This window comes from Phycisphaeraceae bacterium (genome assembly GCA_040222855.1).
In the GTDB taxonomy this organism is placed as follows: domain Bacteria; phylum Planctomycetota; class Phycisphaerae; order Phycisphaerales; family Phycisphaeraceae; genus Mucisphaera.
Map to the genome: position 1 here is coordinate 318,876 of JAVKCD010000003.1, position 19,075 is coordinate 337,950.

The 19,075-nt window shown below is 60.7% G+C and carries 15 protein-coding genes and 1 rRNA gene; 9 read left to right on the forward strand and 7 right to left on the reverse strand.

Going from position 1 to position 19,075, the window contains the following annotated elements:
- Positions 1-91 precede the first annotated feature (91 nt).
- Positions 92-1,264 (forward strand): AI-2E family transporter, encoded by a 1,173-nt coding sequence (locus tag RIG82_01410; GenBank protein MEQ9459596.1) that lies wholly within the window; start codon positions 92-94, stop codon positions 1,262-1,264.
- A gap of 25 nt (positions 1,265-1,289) precedes the next feature.
- Here the strand turns inward: RIG82_01410 and RIG82_01415 are convergent, their stop codons facing one another.
- Entirely contained in the window at positions 1,290-1,859 is a 570-nt protein-coding gene (locus tag RIG82_01415) for a copper-binding protein (protein ID MEQ9459597.1), read from the reverse strand.
- Positions 1,860-2,535: 676 nt separating this feature from the next.
- Here RIG82_01415 and RIG82_01420 point away from each other — a divergent pair.
- Positions 2,536-4,046 (forward strand): 16S ribosomal RNA (locus RIG82_01420).
- A gap of 314 nt (positions 4,047-4,360) precedes the next feature.
- On the opposite strand, the gene RIG82_01425 is transcribed toward RIG82_01420, so the two are convergent.
- The 5 genes from RIG82_01425 to trkA form a co-directional block, all read right to left on the reverse strand.
- A complete protein-coding gene (locus tag RIG82_01425; protein MEQ9459598.1) occupies positions 4,361-4,702 on the reverse strand; it encodes an HPF/RaiA family ribosome-associated protein in 342 nt (113 codons plus the stop codon).
- A gap of 149 nt (positions 4,703-4,851) precedes the next feature.
- The gene (locus tag RIG82_01430; GenBank protein MEQ9459599.1) at positions 4,852-6,069 is read right to left on the reverse strand and encodes an FIST N-terminal domain-containing protein; all 1,218 of its coding nucleotides are present in this window, start codon (positions 6,067-6,069) and stop codon (positions 4,852-4,854) included.
- Between the two features lie 129 nt (positions 6,070-6,198).
- Complete coding sequence (locus tag RIG82_01435; GenBank protein MEQ9459600.1) at positions 6,199-6,744, reverse strand: NADH-quinone oxidoreductase subunit I; 546 nt, start codon at positions 6,742-6,744, stop codon at positions 6,199-6,201.
- Positions 6,745-6,820: 76 nt separating this feature from the next.
- Positions 6,821-8,365, reverse strand: a complete 1,545-nt coding sequence (locus tag RIG82_01440; GenBank protein MEQ9459601.1) for a TrkH family potassium uptake protein — start codon at positions 8,363-8,365, stop codon at positions 6,821-6,823.
- A gap of 14 nt (positions 8,366-8,379) precedes the next feature.
- Positions 8,380-9,723, reverse strand: coding sequence for a Trk system potassium transporter TrkA (gene trkA / locus RIG82_01445; GenBank protein MEQ9459602.1), 1,344 nt, complete (start codon positions 9,721-9,723; stop codon positions 8,380-8,382).
- A gap of 117 nt (positions 9,724-9,840) precedes the next feature.
- On the opposite strand from trkA, the gene RIG82_01450 reads away from it, so the two are divergent.
- The 6 genes from RIG82_01450 to RIG82_01475 all read left to right on the forward strand — a co-directional run bounded on the left by RIG82_01450 (position 9,841) and on the right by RIG82_01475 (position 16,529).
- Positions 9,841-10,884, forward strand: a complete 1,044-nt coding sequence (locus RIG82_01450; protein ID MEQ9459603.1) for a zinc-binding dehydrogenase — start codon at positions 9,841-9,843, stop codon at positions 10,882-10,884.
- A 16-nt stretch (positions 10,885-10,900) separates the two neighbouring features.
- A complete protein-coding gene (locus tag RIG82_01455) occupies positions 10,901-12,127 on the forward strand; it encodes an aldo/keto reductase (protein MEQ9459604.1) in 1,227 nt (408 codons plus the stop codon).
- A gap of 83 nt (positions 12,128-12,210) precedes the next feature.
- Entirely contained in the window at positions 12,211-13,323 is a 1,113-nt protein-coding gene (locus RIG82_01460; protein ID MEQ9459605.1) for a DegT/DnrJ/EryC1/StrS family aminotransferase, read from the forward strand.
- Between the two features lie 16 nt (positions 13,324-13,339).
- Positions 13,340-14,272, forward strand: a complete 933-nt coding sequence (locus RIG82_01465) for an ATP-binding cassette domain-containing protein (GenBank protein MEQ9459606.1) — start codon at positions 13,340-13,342, stop codon at positions 14,270-14,272.
- 25 nt (positions 14,273-14,297) lie between these two features.
- Positions 14,298-15,296, forward strand: coding sequence for an MlaD family protein (locus RIG82_01470; GenBank protein MEQ9459607.1), 999 nt, complete (start codon positions 14,298-14,300; stop codon positions 15,294-15,296).
- 24 nt (positions 15,297-15,320) lie between these two features.
- Positions 15,321-16,529, forward strand: coding sequence for a cofactor-independent phosphoglycerate mutase (locus RIG82_01475; GenBank protein ID MEQ9459608.1), 1,209 nt, complete (start codon positions 15,321-15,323; stop codon positions 16,527-16,529).
- Positions 16,530-16,913: 384 nt separating this feature from the next.
- On the opposite strand, the gene RIG82_01480 is transcribed toward RIG82_01475, so the two are convergent.
- Positions 16,914-18,569 (reverse strand): FAD-dependent oxidoreductase, encoded by a 1,656-nt coding sequence (locus tag RIG82_01480; protein MEQ9459609.1) that lies wholly within the window; start codon positions 18,567-18,569, stop codon positions 16,914-16,916.
- A gap of 64 nt (positions 18,570-18,633) precedes the next feature.
- Here RIG82_01480 and RIG82_01485 point away from each other — a divergent pair, with 64 nt between their 5' ends.
- Positions 18,634-19,074, forward strand: coding sequence for a hypothetical protein (locus RIG82_01485; GenBank protein MEQ9459610.1), 441 nt, complete (start codon positions 18,634-18,636; stop codon positions 19,072-19,074).
- Position 19,075 lies beyond the last annotated feature (1 nt).

Here is a 19,075-nt window from a genome sequence, read left to right on the forward strand (position 1 = left end):
GGGCCGCTGATCGCAACCCTCTGGACCCGCGATCGCACACATCAACAGGCTCACATGACCCCGAAGCGCCCACGGCGTTATTCTTGAGGGCATGAATGACCGCACGACTGCGCGTTCCCTGTGGAGAGAACCCCTCGTAGCAACGCTGGTGGTGCTCCTGGCCCTCGCAGCCCTGATCGCACTGACCGTGGGACCGATCGGCTGGATTTACGACCGGCTCGAACCGGTACTGGTGCCGGTAGCAATTGCCCTGGCGCTGGCGTACATCCTCAATCCGCTGGTGAGCTGGGTCGATAAGCGATCTTCGGTGCCCAGAGTCGTCACCGTATCCGGGATGCTGGCAGCGGTCAGCGTACTGGTGCTGACAGCTTTTCTGTACATGATCCCGCTGGTGCTCCGCCAGTTGTCGGACCTGATCGGAGCACTGCCCGGTTATGCCGAACGAGGCGCGAACTGGACCGCTGAGCGACTCGGGACCGACGTAGCCTCGTTGCAGCAGCGCCTCGTCGAGGCGACCAGAGAGACGATCGATTCGTTCCGCGATGGCGAGCCCGGCACCGCGACGGCCGGCATCGATATCGGCGCCGTGGCCTCAGCAGTTTTTCAGAGCGCAGGCGTCGGCTTCGAGGTCATCGGCTCGACCATCGGGCTGCTGACCTATCTCGCAATCGCACTCGGCGTCTGCCTGTTTAGCCTGTTCGTGTTCCTGTGGCGGTTTGATGAAGTGGTGGCACGAGTCCCGCCCCTGGTTCCAGCCTCATCTCGACCCAGATTCCTGGAACTGGTCGGGAAGATGGACCTCGCCGTCTCCGCCGTGATTCGCGGTCGTGTGGTCCAGTCGCTGATCTATGGCTGCGTGTTGTCAGCCGGCTGGGCGATCGTCGGCGTCCCCTACTGGCTGCTGCTCGGCGTCGCCGGCGGGGTGCTGAATCTCGTACCGTTCCTGGGAGCTGCGGTCTGGCCGCTGGCCGTGATCCTCGCTCTGGCCGACAGCGGGGCCGACGCCGGAATCCTGGGCCCGCTGCTCTGGCCAACACTGGTATACCTCATCGCACAGGGTCTCGATGGCTGGGTCGTCGAGCCCTGGGTGCAAGGCTCTGCGACGAACCTGGGCCCGCTGACGATCATGCTCGTCGTGCTCATCGGCGCCTCGCTCGCAGGCATTGTCGGGATGCTGCTCGCCATCCCGGTCGCCGCATGCGCACGCGTCCTGCTCGTCGAAGAGATCGTTCCGCGACTACGCGACTGGGCGGAATCCAGCTAGGTCGATCGGGGGTCTCGTGGGGGCCTTAGTGATCGTGCCCGCTGTGGTCTTCGTGATCGTGGTCGCCAGCCTCTTCGTGATCCGCATGGGCATCGTGATCCTCAGCGTGCTCCGCATGATCGTGGTGATGCCCCGAGTGATCATGACCCGAATGATCATCATGGCTCATGTCATCGCCAGCAGCAGACAGATCCAGCTCAGTGCCCTCAGGCAGTTCCATGATGGAGCTGACGGTGTAGTCCGCGGACTGCCAGTTCACACTAAAAACCAGCTCGATCACGTCACCCTCGCCGATGCCATCAAGGGAGACCGCGTCGGTCACTGGGAAGGGCATCGTCATGGTCGCCATACCGACGACCTCGCCCGCCTTATTCTTGAAATCGGGAATGGCCTCGTGAGCGACCTGGACCTGGCGATTCGTCTCAGTCGGAAGCGTGACGACCTCCCCCCGAACGGTGTAGGTGTCGATACGGGCCGCTTCGGCGTCAGCCGCCAGGACAGCGGGTTGTTCGCTGCTGGCTTGATCGCAGGCGGTCAGGCCAAGGGGCAGAGCGATCAGGGCGGTCAAAACAAGCGGGCGGCAGACGAGAAACATGGCGTAACACTCCGTAAGTGGTGATGAGAGTCGTGATGAGCACGACACACTAGACGCAGCCAAGGCAGTTGTCGCCTGTGGAAAGCGTGTGAATGCCCAATGTGAAAAACACAGCCAAACTTTTTCCCACCCGTGGGAGATCGGGATAACCACCGTTTTCAGCGACACTAACGTAACCTGCACAATGCCCAGAGCTTGCAATCAGGGCCGGAAGTCGAGCCAAGCCCGGCTGGCTGGCTTGACACGTCACTTGGGGCAGGTACAGTATGCGGCTCGCCCAGCGGTGGACTCAAGGGTCCAACGCCGGGTCAAAAGGGCTCATTCAGCCCTGAAAAGACAGGTCTTTGACAAGTGGACAGTCGGATACGTCGCGAGGATGTGCCTCGCCGGGATTGGGTCGACACCCGAGCCCGAGCGAGGAACCAAAAACTCGATGACCCTCCAAGGTCATCGGGGTGGTTTACATCCTCGTCGTGTTTTTCAGGTGGACTTGTCCACCTGAGGAGCAGGACGTGAGCCACAACAATTCCAAAATAGCATCTCCGGTTAGCCGCCGGGGATGTCCCGAGCTTCGGCTCGGGTGACCGGCTCGATGGCCCGCTTCGGCGGGAGGCATCGGGTGCCGGATCGACTCATCGAAGACCATCGACGGGCTTGCCCGTCGGTCAACGATAATCAACTGAAGAGTTTGATCCTGGCTCAGATTGAACGCTGGCGGCATGGCTAAAACATGCAAGTCGAACGATTAAAGCCCTTCGGGGTGCATAAAGTGGCGAAAGGGCGAGTAACGCGTATCTAACGTACCCTCGGGTGAGGGATAGCTAGGGGAAACCCTGGGTAATACCTCATAAACCCGACAGATCGTATGGTCTGTCGGGCAAAGGCTTGCCGCCCGAGGCTCGGGATACGTCCTATCAGCTTGTTGGTGAGGTAAAAGCTCACCAAGGCTAAGACGGGTAGCTGGTGTGAGAGCACGACCAGCCGCATCGGGACTGAGACACTGCCCGGACTCCTACGGGAGGCTGCAGTAACGAATATTCCGCAATGCGCGAAAGCGTGACGGAGCAATGCCGCGTGCAGGATGAATCCCCTCGGGGTGTAAACTGCTGTCAGGGACTAGGAATTAATGACCATTCCCAGAGGAAGAACCGGCTAACTCTGTGCCAGCAGCCGCGGTAATACAGAGGGTTCGAGCGTTAATCGGAATCACTGGGCTTAAAGCGTGCGTAGGCGGCTCTGCAAGTATCTTGTGAAAGCCCACGGCTCAACCGTGGAACTGCTTGGTAGACTGCAGAGCTTGAGCCCGACAGAGGTCGTCGGAACTCTAGGTGGAGCGGTGAAATGCGTAGATATCTAGGGGAACGCCAAAGGTGAAGACAGGCGACTGGGTCGGAGCTGACGCTGAGGCACGAAAGCGTGGGTAGCGAACGGGATTAGATACCCCGGTAGTCCACGCCCTAAACGATGTGCACTAGATCGAGGAGGTTTTGACGCCATCTCGGTCGTAGCGAAAGCGTTAAGTGCACCGCCTGGGGAGTACGGTCGCAAGGCTAAAACTCAAAGGAATTGACGGGGGCTCACACAAGCGGTGGAGCATGTGGCTTAATTCGAAGCAACGCGAAGAACCTTATCCTGGGCTTGACATGTATGGATTAGCTTGCCGAAAGGTGAGTAACGCGGTTTCCGTGGAACATACACAGGTGCTGCATGGCTGTCGTCAGCTCGTGCTGTGAAGTGTCGGGTTAAGTCCCTTAACGAGCGAAACCCCTGCCGTTAGTTGCCAGCGAGTAAAGTCGGGGACTCTAACGGGACCGCCGGTGTCAAACCGGAGGAAGGTGGGGATGACGTCAAGTCCTCATGGCCTTTATGCCCAGGGCTGCACACGTGCTACAATGGCGTATACAGAGCGAAGCGATACCGTAAGGTGGAGCAAATCGCACAAAGTACGCCCCAGTTCGGATTGTGGTCTGCAACTCGACCACATGAAGTTGGAATCGCTAGTAATCGCGTATCAGCAATGACGCGGTGAATAAGTTCCTGAGCCTTGTACACACCGCCCGTCACGTCATGGGAGCCGGGAGCACCCGAAGTCGCGGAGATTCATCCGTGCCTACGGTGAGCTCGGTGACTGGGACGAAGTCGTAACAAGGTAGCCGTAGGGGAACCTGCGGCTGGATCACCTCCTTTCTAAGGGATTGACTTAGAACACGGTTCAAGTGTCATTGGAGTGACGCAACAAGGCTGGTTCGCCAGCAGCGGAGTGATCCGCCCGTGATAGTCAACACCGCCTCGCCCGGTCTAACCACCGGATAACACCAGGGTAACCTAGTGTGAAGACCTCCGACTGTTCACTTGTCAGGGACCCGTCCCTACTCGACCAGTGAAACCCACCGCTCGCGGTGGGTTTTTCTTGCGCGCTACCCATACCCCACATAAAAAAAACAGCCGGGCTCACGCCCGGCTGCTCATCACATGATCTGATTGAATAAGCCCAAGTGCGATCAGGCCGACGCCATCCGCGCATTCCGCCTCGCCGAAGCGTCACGCTTCTTGTTGATCGCACGCTTGACGTTCCGCTTGATCCGGTCGGCCGCCTGGTCCACAGCGTGGTAAACATCCGTATCCGTCTGCTCAACAATCAACAGCCCACACCCCATTACATCAACCTGCATCTGGCAATACATATCGTGCCCGCCTCGGGGCCCATTAAGATCAGAAAGCCGAACGATCACCTTGCGTACCCGCTTCCCAAAGCGTTCAAGAGCCGTCGAGATCCGACTCTGCACGTGATTCTTGAGGGTTTCGCTGTGATCAATGTTGAGCGCGTGGACATGAACATTCATGGAGTCACCTCGTATGGGGTTAATGATTCCTTGAGACAGGCCACTAGCAAGCCTCTGCATTATCGCACATACCCCCTCTACGACCAAGACCCTGTTGCGAGATCGATAACCAAAATCTGGACGTTCCCGGAGCTGCTAGAAACGATGCGTTAGATGCCTTCAAACCGCCTGAACGCCGTTAACACCACCGTATGGCCGTGAACCAGCGCCTGCCCACCCACCGGACCGATCTCCCCCGCCGCAAAACACCCCACCAGCGGGCCCTGATCCCCCAGAGCCGCCGCAGCCAGACCAGCATCGACATCGGGTCGCTCATACAGATTGGTCCCCCGACCGCTGCAGGTAAACAGCAGCCCCCCCGCCGCCGGACCATGAAGACGCTGGGTCTCAAGCAGCAGATCAAAATCCTCGTAAGCCGCCCGCTGATCACGCACATGAAACTGAACCGTCTGACCGACACTCACCTGCGGATCACCGACCGCGACGTACCCCGCATCCTGATCCACACCCACCAGACCACGAATCACAAAATCACCCGGCCCGAATCGGCCCTTGTACTCATCAATCACGCGCCCGATCAGCAGCCCACTGCCCTCAACCAGTTTCTGGTCCGAAGGCGTAAGCTCCCCCACCATGCCCTTGATCACCGCCAACGCATTCTGCCCGCTCAGTTCCTGCACGATGTGCCGCTTCGACTTGGTGATCACATAAGGCCGCCCCACCGGACGACAACCCTGGCTCACCGTCGTCTTCACACCTAAGTGCCCCGAAATAATGCAGCCCAACGCCCCCTCATTGAAGACCTGGTCGTTCAGCAGCAAACGATTCTTCCTCGGCCGCCGAGCCCCACTCGCCAACCCACCAACAACATCACCTGGCGACATCAGCATCTGCAACGCCGGCAGGGTCTTGATAAGCGGGGTGCTAAACGGATCAGCAAGGAGCATCGAAAACTGCTGACTCCCATCGATATCCAGTTCAAGCTCGTCCGCAAGCACATCCGGATCACCCTGGTCATCGCCCCACCCGATCTGCTGGAAACTAAACGACTGCACCCGCGCTCGCGGCAAGTGAGCCGCGAGAACCGCGACCCCAGGCTCTTCCTCAATCTCGATCCCACCAAAGACCACCCCGCAAGCCGACATCCCGATCAGCGTCTCCGGCTCCAACGCATCCCGAAGGGCATCGCGAATAATGTCAATCTCTGCCGTGTGATGAGTCGTAAAAAAAAGCGTCAACAGCTGAGTCGACGGCAGGTCCGCTGCGGCAAGCTGGTCAACCAATTCCTCCGCCACCTGTCGGGCATCGCTCGCCCGGCTCATGCCGCCAGCGAACCGTGGATCGAGTTGCGTGTTTCCACCATCCATCGAGTTAACCTCTGTGGACGATCATACGCCCCAAACACAGCCAAGCCGGTCAAGTCGTGAGCTACCCAAACGACCCAACGGCCCACAACAGGCCAATGCCTGCAAAAAGGGGTTCCGCATCCCCCATCTTTACATGGGCTTCCGCTCAATCGTCGCGTCATACACCGCAAGCAACTTCTGCTTATCGAAAATCATCTCCTGACGCGATAAACCCACAATGTCGTAGACATGCGTCAACTCGATCGCATCCACAGGGCAGGCCTCTTCGCACATCCCGCAGTAGATGCACCGCAGCTCATCAATCTCAAACTTCACCGGGTACTTCTCCCGGTCGTCCCAGGGCGACTCCTCGCCCACAATATGGATGCAGTTCGCCGGGCACGCCGTAGCGCACATAAAACACGCAACACAGCGAACCCGACCCTGCTCATCCCGATTCAGCCGGTGCACGCCACGGAAGTTATCAACGTGAATCCCCCCCTCTTCAAGCGGCAGATCCTCCCGACGCTCCTCAGGGTACTGCATCGTCCGATTGCCCTTGCCCCCACCCACAGCACCAAAAAAGTGGCGTAGCGTCGTCCCCAGCCCCTTAAAAACCTCGGGCAGGTACATGCCCTCAGATGCACTCAGCGCGGGCAGATCGACATTCACAACATCTTCATCACGGATGGCCATCAAGGGCTCCAAAGTTAGGTCAATACGTGGATTGTTCTCGTCCCGAGCAATCAGGTCAAGCCGAGCGCAACGACAATCAATCACGCACCCAAAAGCGCGGCCAAGCAAGAGCCAGCAACGCGTAGATCTCCAGCCGCCCAAGGGCCATCAGCAGACTCAGCAAAACCAACGACCCGTCAGAGAACCACCCGTAGTTCTGCGTAGGCCCCACAGCGTGGAAGCCCGGCCCCACATTCGCCAGCGTCGAAATCGCCGCCGACGTCGCCGTCAGCGTGTCGCAACGCCCCCCCTCCTCCTCAAGAGCCAGCAAGCCCGCGGTCCCCAGGACCAGCAGCGTAATAAACAGCAACACGTAAATCAGCGAACCCAGCTTCATGTCCTGGTCCACCACACTCGCCCCCAGCCGAAGCGGGCGAACAACCGCTGGCCGATACGCCCGCTCAATCGCCTCGCCGATAATCTTCACCACAATCCAGAAACGAATAACCTTGATCCCACCAGCCGTCGAGCCGGCGCAGCCGCCAATAACAAACATCGTCAACAGCAGCGATTTCGACTCCACCGGCCACAAAGCGAAATCAGCCGTACAAAAACCCGTACCCGTCTGCAGCGCAACGACCTGAAAGCCCGCAAAACGCAGCGCCTCGCCGAACGTGCCGTCAACAACCTTGCCCGCAGTGGTCACGATCTGCGTGCCGTAGATGTTGTACACCACCACCACCATCGCAAGCGCCTTGATCGCGAGATAAACCTTCAGCTCCGTATCCGTCCACAACACCGACCATCGCTTCTGCATGAGAATATAAAAGATCGCAAAGTTTACCCCTGCCAGCAGCATGAAAACCATGCACCAGATGTCGAGCATGACCGAGTCGTAGGCACCGATCGAAGCATCCCGCGTGGACAGCCCGCCCGTCGACATCACCGACATCGCGTGACAGATGCTGTCAAACCAGCCCATCGCACCCGTTGACCAGAACGCCACTGTCGCCGCCACCGTGAGCCCAAAATAAATAATCCAAAGCGTCCGGGCTGTCTCACCAATCCGCGGCCGGACACCCTGCTGCTGAGGCCCCGGGGCCTCAGCGAAAAACAGCCGCCTCCCGCCAGAACCCAGGTTGGGCAACACCGCGACGAAGAGCACAACAATCCCCAGACCGCCCAGCCAGTGAGTCAGAGCACGCCACAGCAGAATCGACGCCGGCAGTTGCTCAATAGCCCCCACCACCGTGGCCCCGGTGGTCGTCAGACCCGACATCGCCTCAAAATAACTCGCCGCAACAGAGCCAAAAACGTGATCAGGCTCGGACCCACCAAAATAGACCCACAGCCAGTACGGCAGCCCCGCCAGACCAGCCCCCAGAAGCCACGACAGCGACGTCAGCAGCAACGCATCACGCCGAGTGAACTTGTCAATCGAAATCCCGCGACCGCCCACATAAGCAATCCCGCCCACCACGATCCCGATCGCCATCGTCGTCGTAAATGCCAGCATCGCCGCCCGGTGGTGCGTCTCCTCCTCAAGAATCGGCAGCACCTCCAGCATCAGCGGGAAGACCATGCTCGCGGCAAGAATCATCACAACGAGACCGAGTTGCCGGATAACCGCAAGAAAGTTCATGACGCCTCAGGGAGTTACCTGCCCAGGAAAAGTTTCCGCAGGGCTTTTTCGTGCTGCTCGGGCGTGATCAGGACCGCGATATCGCCAGACTCAAAGGAGTCGCCAGCACCCGGAACAAATACATGGTCAGCTCGCTGGATCGCCACCACCAGCGACGAAGGAGGCAACGCCAACGCACTCAGCGGCTTACCCAACACCGACTCGGCTCGCCTCGTGACATGGATCTCGAACACCGACGCCACATCCCCAGCAATCTGCGCCAGCGGACGAATCGGCGCCGTGTCAATTAGACGCAAAATCTCCTCCACCGCGTTCGCCCTCGGCGAAAACGCACGGTCAATCCCAACGTGACGCAGCAGATGCAGATAAGTCGCTCGCTGCTGCACCGCCACCGCCGTCTTGGCACCCAGCGATTTCGCCTGTGCCGCGGCAAGGATGTTGTTCTCATCATCATCCGTCACCGCCACAAACGCGTCCGCCTGATCCACCCGCTCCTCCATCAACGCCTCGGAACGGATCGGATCATCATTCAGAACCGTCACCCAGTCGAGCTTCTCAGCAAGCTCCTCCGCACGCTTGCGATCCGGCTCAAACAAACGCACCGAAAACCGGCGATTCCGTAGCTCCCGACAGATCCACACCGCCTGCGAAGTCCCCCCCATCAGAATCACACTCCGCGACTTACCCGCCGTGGTATCAAAATGCTTCCGCACCGCCGTCATACTCCCGGTCTCACCGATCACCGTCACCACGTCACCTGGCAGAATGCTGCTGTCACCCGTAGGCAGAAAAACCGTCCCGCCCCGACCAATACTCACCAGTCGCGCAGGCCCCGACAGCTTAAGCGTCTTTAGCGTCGTGTTCGCCGCCTTCGCGTCCTCACGTACCACCAGACTCTGCATCTCGATCTCACCCTGCGCAAACCGCTCAATCGCCATCGCACCAGGCGATCGCAGCACCGAAGCGATCGCCTGAGCCGTCGCATGCTCAGGACAGACCAGATGATCAATCCCCAGATGCCGACCGTAATCAAGCCCTCGAAGCTCAAAATACGCCGAGTGATGCACCCGGGCGATGCAACGCTTCACACCCACTCCCTTGGCGATCGAAGCCGACAGCAGATTGATCTCATCCACATTCGTCGCCGCGATGAACAGGTCCGCCGTCGCAACCCCAGCCTCCGACAGCACATCCGCCTGGGTCCCGCTCCCGATCATCATGCGCGAGTCCAGTCGCTCCTCAAGCTCATCGAGGACCGCCATCGACTTGTCGATCAGAGTCACGTTGTGCTTACGGCCCGTAAGAACCTCAGCCGCGTAACGCCCGACCTCACCGCCTCCGCAGATGACGATATTCATCGGGTCACACTCCTAAGCACAATCCGCATCGCGGAAGTGTAACCGTGTGGCCAAGGATCATCGAACCCCGGCACCCCAGCGATCCACTAATCTGTTGATCCAGCAGGAGACCTCGCCATGCAACGAGTCATCGTCAAAGCCTTTGGTGGCACCGATCAACTCCAGGTCGAAAACCCCCCAACCCCGGAACCAAAATCGGGTGAAGTCCGGGTCCGCGTCACATCCATAGGCATGAACCACGCCGAACTGATGGGCCGTCGCGGTGAGTACAAGCTCTCAACCGGCGAACCACCCTTCACCCCGGGACTCGAAGCCGGCGGGATCATCGAAGCCGTCGGCGAAGCCGTCACCACCCGAAAAATAGGCGAACGCGTCATCATCGCACCCTCCGCCCCCCGCGTCGGAGCAGGCGGCTATGGCGGGACCTACCGCAGCCACTACCTCGTCGATGCCTCCCTCGTCATCCCCGCTCCCGACGCCATCCCCGATGACCAACTCGGCGCCATCTGGCTCCCCTACCTCACCGCCTGGGGATGCCTCTGCTGGCTGCACCAACTCAAACAAGGACAGACCGTCGCCCTGCCCGCCGCCTCCAGCTCCGTCGCCCTCGCCGCCTCTCAGATCGCCAAACAAGCCGGAGCCATTCCGATCGGCCTCACCCGATCCGAGAAAAAAGCCAAAGCCCTCAAAGACCACCGGACCGCTGCCTACGCCCACATCATCGCCACCAACAACGACGACGGCTCCATGAAGCCCTGGCACCGCGATCTCAAATCCCTCACCGATGGCCGTGGCATCGACGTCTTCTTCGACCCCGTCGCCTCAGGCGAGTACCTCAACACCGAAATCCGCGCCCTCGCCGACGACGGCATCATCTACGTCTACGGACTCCTCGGCGCAACAGACACCGTCGATGTCACCCCCCTCATCCGCAAGCGAGCCGCCATCCGCGGCTGGGGCATGACCGAAATCGTCCAGGCCGGCGAAACCGCATGGCGAGCCGGATGCGAGGCCGTTCTCAATGGATTCGAGCAAGGCGCCTATCGTCAGGAAATCGATCACACCTTCCCCCTCAGCCAGGTCCGCTCCGCCCACGAAGCCATGGAACGAGCCCAACACCTCGGGAAGCTGGTCCTCATCCCCGACCCGAAAGACGTTTGACCGGAGAAAACAACACATGACGACCACAGCCGCCACTCAGATGAGGTACCGACGATTCGGTCGCACCGAACTACCTATGCCCCTGTTCTCCACCGGCGGGATGCGCTACCAGGACGGCTGGAAGGACAAACCACTCGATCAAATCCCCACCGATATCCAGGACAACCTCAACAACACCATCCGACGCGGATGGGAACTCGGCATCACCCACATCGAAACCGCCCGCGGCTACGGCCCCAGCGAACGACAACTCGGCGCTATCCTCCCCGAACTCGACCGCGACAAACTCATCCTCCAGACCAAAATCGGTCCCACCGAAGACGCCGACGAGTTCCTCGCCCACTTCGACGAATCCCTCGAACGACTCCAGGTCGACTACGTCGACCTCCTCTCAATCCACGGCATCAACGACAGCACCGACATCGTCAAAAGCCTCCGCCCAGGCGGATGCCTCCAGGCCGCCCGCAAACTCCAGGCCCAGGGCAAAGTCCGCTGGGTCGGCTTCTCCACCCACGGCTACAACGACATCATCTGCCGCGCCATCAACACCGACCAGTACGGCGGCTTCGATTACATCAACCTCCACTGGTACTACATCCTCAACACCAACTGGCCCGCCATCGAAGCCGCTCACGCCCGAGACATGGGCGTCTTCATCATCAGCCCCTCCGACAAAGGCGGGAAACTCTACGACCCTCCCGACAAGCTCCGCGAACTCTGCCAACCCCTCGACCCCATGGTCTTCAACGACCTCTACTGCCTCGCACGATCCAAAGTCCACACCCTCAGCCTCGGCGCCGCCCGACCATCCGACTACGAAGCCCACATGCAGGCCCTCGAACACCTCGACCGCGCCGACCAACTCCTCCCTCCCATCATCAAACGCCTCGAAGACGCCATGGAAGCCGCCACTGGCGTCCGCCGACCCGACGCCTGGTCGAACACCGTTCCGGATGACCGACTCGCACCCAGCGGGCTCAACCTCCCCATCATCCTCTGGCTACGCAACCTCGCCGTCGGCTGGGACATGCTCGAATACGGCAAGATGCGCTTCAACCTCTTCGGCTCTGGAGGGGCCTGGTTCCCCGGCTACCGCCCCGCCGAAGCACTACCCACCATCAAAGACCACGAACTCATCGACGCCTGCCCCGATTGCCCGGTCGCCCAACAGCTCCCCGCCATGATCAAACAAGCCCTCGACCTCCTAGGCGGAGAAGCCGCCAAACGCCAAAGCGCCTCATGATCACGACCCCACTGGCCCCGCCAAGCCACGCGGGATATTCTCGTGCCTCACCCAACACCAAACGCCCCCAGGAGTGAACCCCCTTGTCCGTTCCGCTCATTGACCTTGGCCGCCAGCACAAACCACTGAAAGCCAAGATCCGCGAGGCCTTCGATCGTGTCCTCAACAACAGCTCCTTCATCCTCGGCGAAGAAGTCGAGAAGTTCGAGCAGCAACTCGCCGCCTACGTCGGGGCAAAACACGCCATAGGCGTCACCTCCGGCACCGACGCCCTCCTCATGGCCCTCATGGCACTCGACATCGGCCCAGGCGACGAAGTCATCACCACACCCTTCACCTTCTTCTCCACCGCAGGCTGCATCGCTCGCGTCGGAGCCAAACCCGTCTTCATCGACATCAACCCACGCACCTACAACCTCCAGTGGGAACAGATCGAAGGCGCCATCACCAACAACACCAAAGCCATCATGCCCGTCCACCTCTTCGGACAGTCCGCGCAGATGGACCAGATCATGGCCATCGCCAGCCGCCATAACCTCCGAGTCATCGAGGACGCCGCCCAGGCCCTCGGCGCACGCTTTGGCGAACGCATGGTCGGAACCATCGGCGACGTCGGCTGCTACAGCTTCTACCCCACCAAAAACCTCGCCGCCCCAGGCGACGCCGGAGCCCTCGTCACCAACGATGGCGAACTCGCCTGCCGACTCAAACGCATCCGGGCCCACGGCATGGACGGCGTCGATCACTTCTCCGAAATAGGCGGAAACTTCCGACTCGATGCCATCAAAGCAGCCATCCTCTCCGTCAAACTCCCACACCTCGACAGCTACGCCGACGCCCGACGAGCCCACGCAGACCGCTACGCACAGCAACTCGAATCTCTCCCCATCGGAACTCCCTTCGAGGCCGAAACCCGCTACCACGTCTACAACCAGTACACCGTCCGCGTCCATGGAGGGGCCCGTGAACCGCTCCGACACCACCTCAACGCCTGCGGGATCGGAAACCGTATCTACTACTCCAGAGCACTCCACCTACAACCCTGTTTCGAGCACCTCGAACAAGGCCAAGGCTCACTCCCCAACGCAGAAGACGCCGCCAACGAGGTACTCAGCCTCCCCGTCTTCCCCGAGTTGACACACGCCGAGCAGCAAAAAGTCATCGACGCCATCCGGGAGTTCTGTCGGGCCGAGTAGACTACAGGGGCCCGCTATGAACCAGCCCACCACCGAGAAACAACCACTCGTGCCGCCTCCCATCGCACCCATGCCCTGGGAACGCCCGCCCACCGAAGAAGTCGGCGTCACCTGCACCCCCGACGGCCTACGCATCCGACGCTCAGGCGGGCAACCCGTCATCCGACTCGTCGATGTCTCCAAAAGCTTCGGCAACCAGCACGTCATCCGACGCCTGAGCCTCGACATCCACCTCGGACAATCCACCGTCATCATCGGACCCTCCGGCACCGGCAAAAGCGTCCTCCTCAAACTCATCGTCGGACTCCTCAAACCCGACGAAGGCGAAGTCCACTTCCACAACCAACGCGTCGACCAACTCGACCCTTACGAACTCGTCGAAGTACGAAAAAAAATCGGCTTCCTCTTCCAGATGTCCGCCCTCTTCGATTCCCTAAGCGTCGGCGACAACGTCGCCTTCCCACTCATCGAACACACCAAACTCAAACGATCCCAACGCGATGAACTCGTCGACCGCGTCCTCCGCATGGTCGGACTCTCAGGCATCCAGAAAAAAATGCCCATGGAACTCTCAGGCGGGCAACGCAAACGCGTCGCACTCGCACGCTCCATCGTCCTCGAACCCGAAATGGTCCTCTACGACGAACCCACCACCGGACTCGACCCCATCCGATCAGACCTCATCAACGAACTCATCGTCGGTCTCTCCACCAGACTCGGCATCACCTCCATCGTCGTCACCCACGACATGATCAGCGCCTGCAAAATCGCCGACAGAATGATCCTCCTCTACGACGGCGAAATCGTCCACGATGGCGTCCCCGAATCCTTCTGGAAGACCGACAACGTCCTCGTCCAGCGATTCGTCCAGGGACAGGCAGATGCCGGCGAACTCGACATGATCCGACAGGGACTTCACGACTCAAACGGCAAAAAAACACGCCAATAGACACGACCCCAGGGAGCCCGACCCCATGCCCGATGAACAACACAAACGCAACATCGCCGTCGGACTCACCGCCGCCGCCGGCCTCATCGGCCTCGCCGGACTCCTCGCACTGTTCGGCTACGTCCCAGGATTTCTCGAAGACGGCTACACCTACCAGGTCGAGATACCCGAGTCCGGCGGGCTCTACCCCGACTCACGAGTCACCTTCTACGGCATCGACGTCGGCAAAGTCACCGAGGTCAACCTCCGAACCGACGACAACCCAGGCGTCATCGCCACCATCCTCATCGACCTCGAACTACCCAAAACCATCAAGGCCGAAGTCAAAGCAACCTCGCTTCTGGGCGGAGGATCAGCAATCAACTTCACCCGCAACGATGACATCGTTGAAACCAACATGCTCCCCACCGATGGCACCGGCACCATCAAAGCCCGCATCGCCTCGCCCATCGACGGACTCACCTCCGCCCTCGAAGAACCCATGCAACGCTTCGACGACATCAGCCAAGACCTCAACCGACTGCTCATCGCATGGAGTGACCTCGGCGAAAACCTCAACAAACTCGTCGAACCCCGACCCGCCGGATCACAGGACGCCACAGGCAACCTCGCCGCCGTCCTCGCCGAAACTGAAGCCTCCCTCGCCGAAGCACGACACACCCTCAGCAGCTTCCGCGAACTCGTCGATGACCCACAACTCATCGATGACCTCAAGTCCACCGCCGCCAACACCCGCAAACTCACCGACCGCGCCGAAGGCACACTCCAGGCCATCGAAGACACCGCCGCCTCCCTCGAACGCCGCATGGCCGCCGTCGCCGATGACCTGTCCGGCGCCATCGCCTCAGCCTCCGGACTCCTCACCAAAGTCCACGAAGGCGCAGGCACCGCAGGCAAGCTGATCTCCGACCCCGCCCTCTACGACAACCTCAACGACGCCGCCGAACGACTCAAAACCACCCTCCTCGAACTCCGACTCCTCGTCGAAAAAATCCAGGCCGAAGGCGTACTCTCGTCGCTCTAACGCTGAGCCCGTAGAATCCAGTCCATGCGCTACGTCATCATCATCCCCGACGGCGGGGCCGACTACCCACTCGAAGACCTCGACGGCAAAACCGCCCTCGAAGCCGCCAACATCCCCAACACCGACCGACTCGCCGCCACCGGACGACTCGGCACCGCCGTCACCACACCCGACGGCATGCCCTGCGGGTCCGACACCTGCTCCATGTCACTCCTCGGATACAGCCCAAAGAAATACCACACCGGCAGAGCACCCCTCGAAGCCGCCGCCCTAGGCATCGAACTCGCGCCCACCGACTGGATCTTCCGCGTCAACCTCGTCACCGTCATCGACGGACTCATGCAGGACCACTCCGCCGGCGCCATCCGCTCCGACGAAGGACGCCAACTCCTCGACACCATCGCCCAGGTCGCCGAACTTCCGGGGGTGACCTTCCACCCGGGCGTCAGCTACCGCAACATCATGGTCGACCGCTCCAACCAGCGCGACTGGTCCAAGCTCAAAACCACCCCACCTCACGACATCCCCGGCGAACCGATCGATAAACACCTCCCCAAAGGCTCACCCCACGCCAGCGACCTCCTCGACCTCATCGCCGCCTCCGCCATCGCCTTTGCCGACCACGACGTCAACCTCACCCGCCAGGAAATGGGCGAAGCCCCCGCCACCCACGTCTGGCCCTGGGGCCAGGGCATCAAACCCGACATGCCCGCCTTCGCCGACCTCTACCGCCGCAAGGGCGCCATGATCACCGCCGTCGACCTCCTCGCCGGCATCGCCCAACTCATCGGCTGGGACCGCCTCGACGTCCCCGGCCAGACCAGCTACCACGATAACGACTACGCCGCTGCCGGACAGCACGCCATCAAAGCCCTCGACCAATACGAAGTCGTCTGCGTCCACATCGAAGCCCCCGACGAAGCCTCACACGCCGGCGACGCCGCCACCAAAGTCGCCGCCCTCGAAGCCATCGACCAGCACGTCGTCGGTCCCATCCACAACGCCCTCCAACAACGCGATGAGCCCTGGCGAATCCTCATCATGCCCGACCACTACACCCGCGTCGAAACCCGTAAACACGACCCCACCCCAGTCCCCTTCCTCATCGCCGGACACAAAATGCAAGGCGTCGTCCCTCGAGCCTACACCGAAGAAACCGCCAACAACGCCGACCTCAAAATCACCCACGGACACGAACTCATGGAGTTCTTCCTCGACAGCGGCCTCCGCTAGGCTCCTCGAACAAAGCGAGCCCCACCCGGAAGGGTGGGGGCCTCCACGATGAGATAGCCGGCTGCCGGGTGCCACACGTTGCCACCGCGAAGCGCAGGCAACGTGTGTCGACCACCCAACACCACCGCGCGCACAACACAATAACGCGCGCACAAACCACCGCCGTTCAAGCCGTTTCGCGGTCGTTAACGACCGTTTCAAGTCGTCTCAACGTCGCAAACCACCCGAAAACATCACCTCAAAACCCCGCCCCAACCGCGACCACCAACCCCAAAACCCCACCCACACCCCACCACAAGGGTCCACCCCCTCAACGAACCCCAAAAACCACACCCCGCATGCGCACAACCCCCATGCGCACACCTCAAAAAAAGCAAGCCCTCGCTAGATCGCGTGCACATGCCCGTGCCACTCAAGCTGTACGTGCTCATCCGCCAGCCGCTTCTGAAAATCACCCAGCAGAGCCCGATCCCCATGCACCTCATGCGGCTCCACCCCCCGACTCAAACAAAAACTCGCCAGCAGCCCCGCCGACTCACCAATGTTCCACTCCACCGGATGCAGCCGAAACGCCCCGTTCGTGATATGCGTCGTCCCAATGTTCTTACACGCCGGCAGCAGATTCTTCATCCGCACCGGAATCAGCGCCCCCAACGGAATCTGAAACGGATAAGACGCCAGATCCAGACAGTGATCCCCGCCCGTCGAGATGTGCAGGTCAATCCGGTACGCCCCCACACCCACCGAATCATGCACCGGCAACGGCCGATTCCGCTGCACGCTCTCCGACCCCGGGCTGCCCCAGGGCGGGTTCTCACCACACCGCTGCAACACCCCAACATCCCCCTCCGTCACCGTCCGCACCGCCTTGATCCGCCGCGCCTCCCGGATGTAAACCGCCTGCGCCAACCCATCATCACTCCCCATGATATCCGGCCGCAGGTACAGCCTCGGCAGCCCCTTACGCCCGGTCGACCAGTCCTCCGCCTCCGTCTGTAACCAATAAACCAGACAGTTCGTCAGCTCCCGCGCCTCGTTGAGCCGCTCTCGCCGCACGTCCTTCGGCACATCAATAATCGACCCACCGACATAATCATTCATCACCCAGTTCACCAGCGACACGTCATCCACATGCTTCGGATGACGCCACCGCGTCGCATCGATCACCTTCCGGTAATCGAAATACGGAATCCCCCGCCCGTTATTCGCGCCGCGATGCTCCGGCCGCAGAAACGACACTCGCGACTCATGAGGACGATCCCCAAAAGGCTCCCGCCACGACAACAACGGCCCCGGCCAAGGCGGGTCAACCTCCGGCGCATAAGCCTTCCAACGCTCATACCCCCGAGGCATATCGATCACATGATTCGCCGCCGGATCACGATCCCACCCCAGCGCCGCCACCCAGGTGATCGCCTGCTCGTTGTCCGGCTCGGCCTTCGCCTTCGCGTGCATCTCCCCCGTCTCCGACTGCGCCTCCGCCCCCGTCACATACTCCACCTCCGCCAACGGCAGCAGGTCACCCAACTCCGAAGCATCCAGGAACATCGTCGCCGTCACCGTCACATCCGCATCGATCCGCCGCCGATACACCGTCACCGACCGCACCCGATCCCCCTCCACGTCCGCCGCCTTGGGAAACGTGTTCCGCCACACCCGCAGCCGCCCCGCCGCCTCATAAGGCATCAGCATCGACCGCAACGCCGTAAACGCCGCCCGCGGCTCGCAACACAACCGCGACACAAAACCCGACCCCGGATTCAACTCCGGGTCCAGCAACGCATCCCGACTCAGCGGGTAATGCCGCCGATACAACCCCCGAATCGCCTCCCGCAGCGTCCGGTACCGCCCCGTACACCCCTGCGCCTCAATCCACGGATGCTCATCCGGCGGAACCGCCTGCGCCGTCAACTGCCCCCCCACCCAAACCGTCGGCTCCGTCATGATCACCGAATGCCCCGCCTCACAAGCCGCCAACGCCGCCGCACACCCACCCAAACCTCCGCCCACAATCAAAATGTCACACCGCTCATCACGCATAACCAGCAGAATAGCGTCTTATGAAACTCTATCTGGACATGTCGGTGCATTATGCTTCCGGGCAATGATCCGCTACCTCCTCGGCAACAACCGCCTCCCTAAGCTGTGGCTTGCCATGGCCATGCTGCTTTCGGTCCCCGCGTTCTACGGTTGGCTAGATCTGAAGTACCTGAATGCACCTGCTCCTCCAGAATGGATCACCCCCTATCTAGGATGGATGATCGCCTTCCAGCTAGCCACGGGCCTGCTGACAGGGCTGGCAGCAGTGCATGCTTGGAGGATGAAACGACTCACCATCCCCCTTCTCGTAGCGGCAGCACTCGGATCCGCCTATGTCTTCACCCTAACGATCCTACTTGATCAGACGGTACCCGAAGAACTAAGAGAGAATCGTGGTGTGAACCTGACAATCGCTCTACTCCTCTCTTTGATCGTGATGACGACACTGAGCACGCTCACTGTTTTAGCCTTCCTTAGCCAGACCAAAGCGTCAGCCCGCTCTTGAT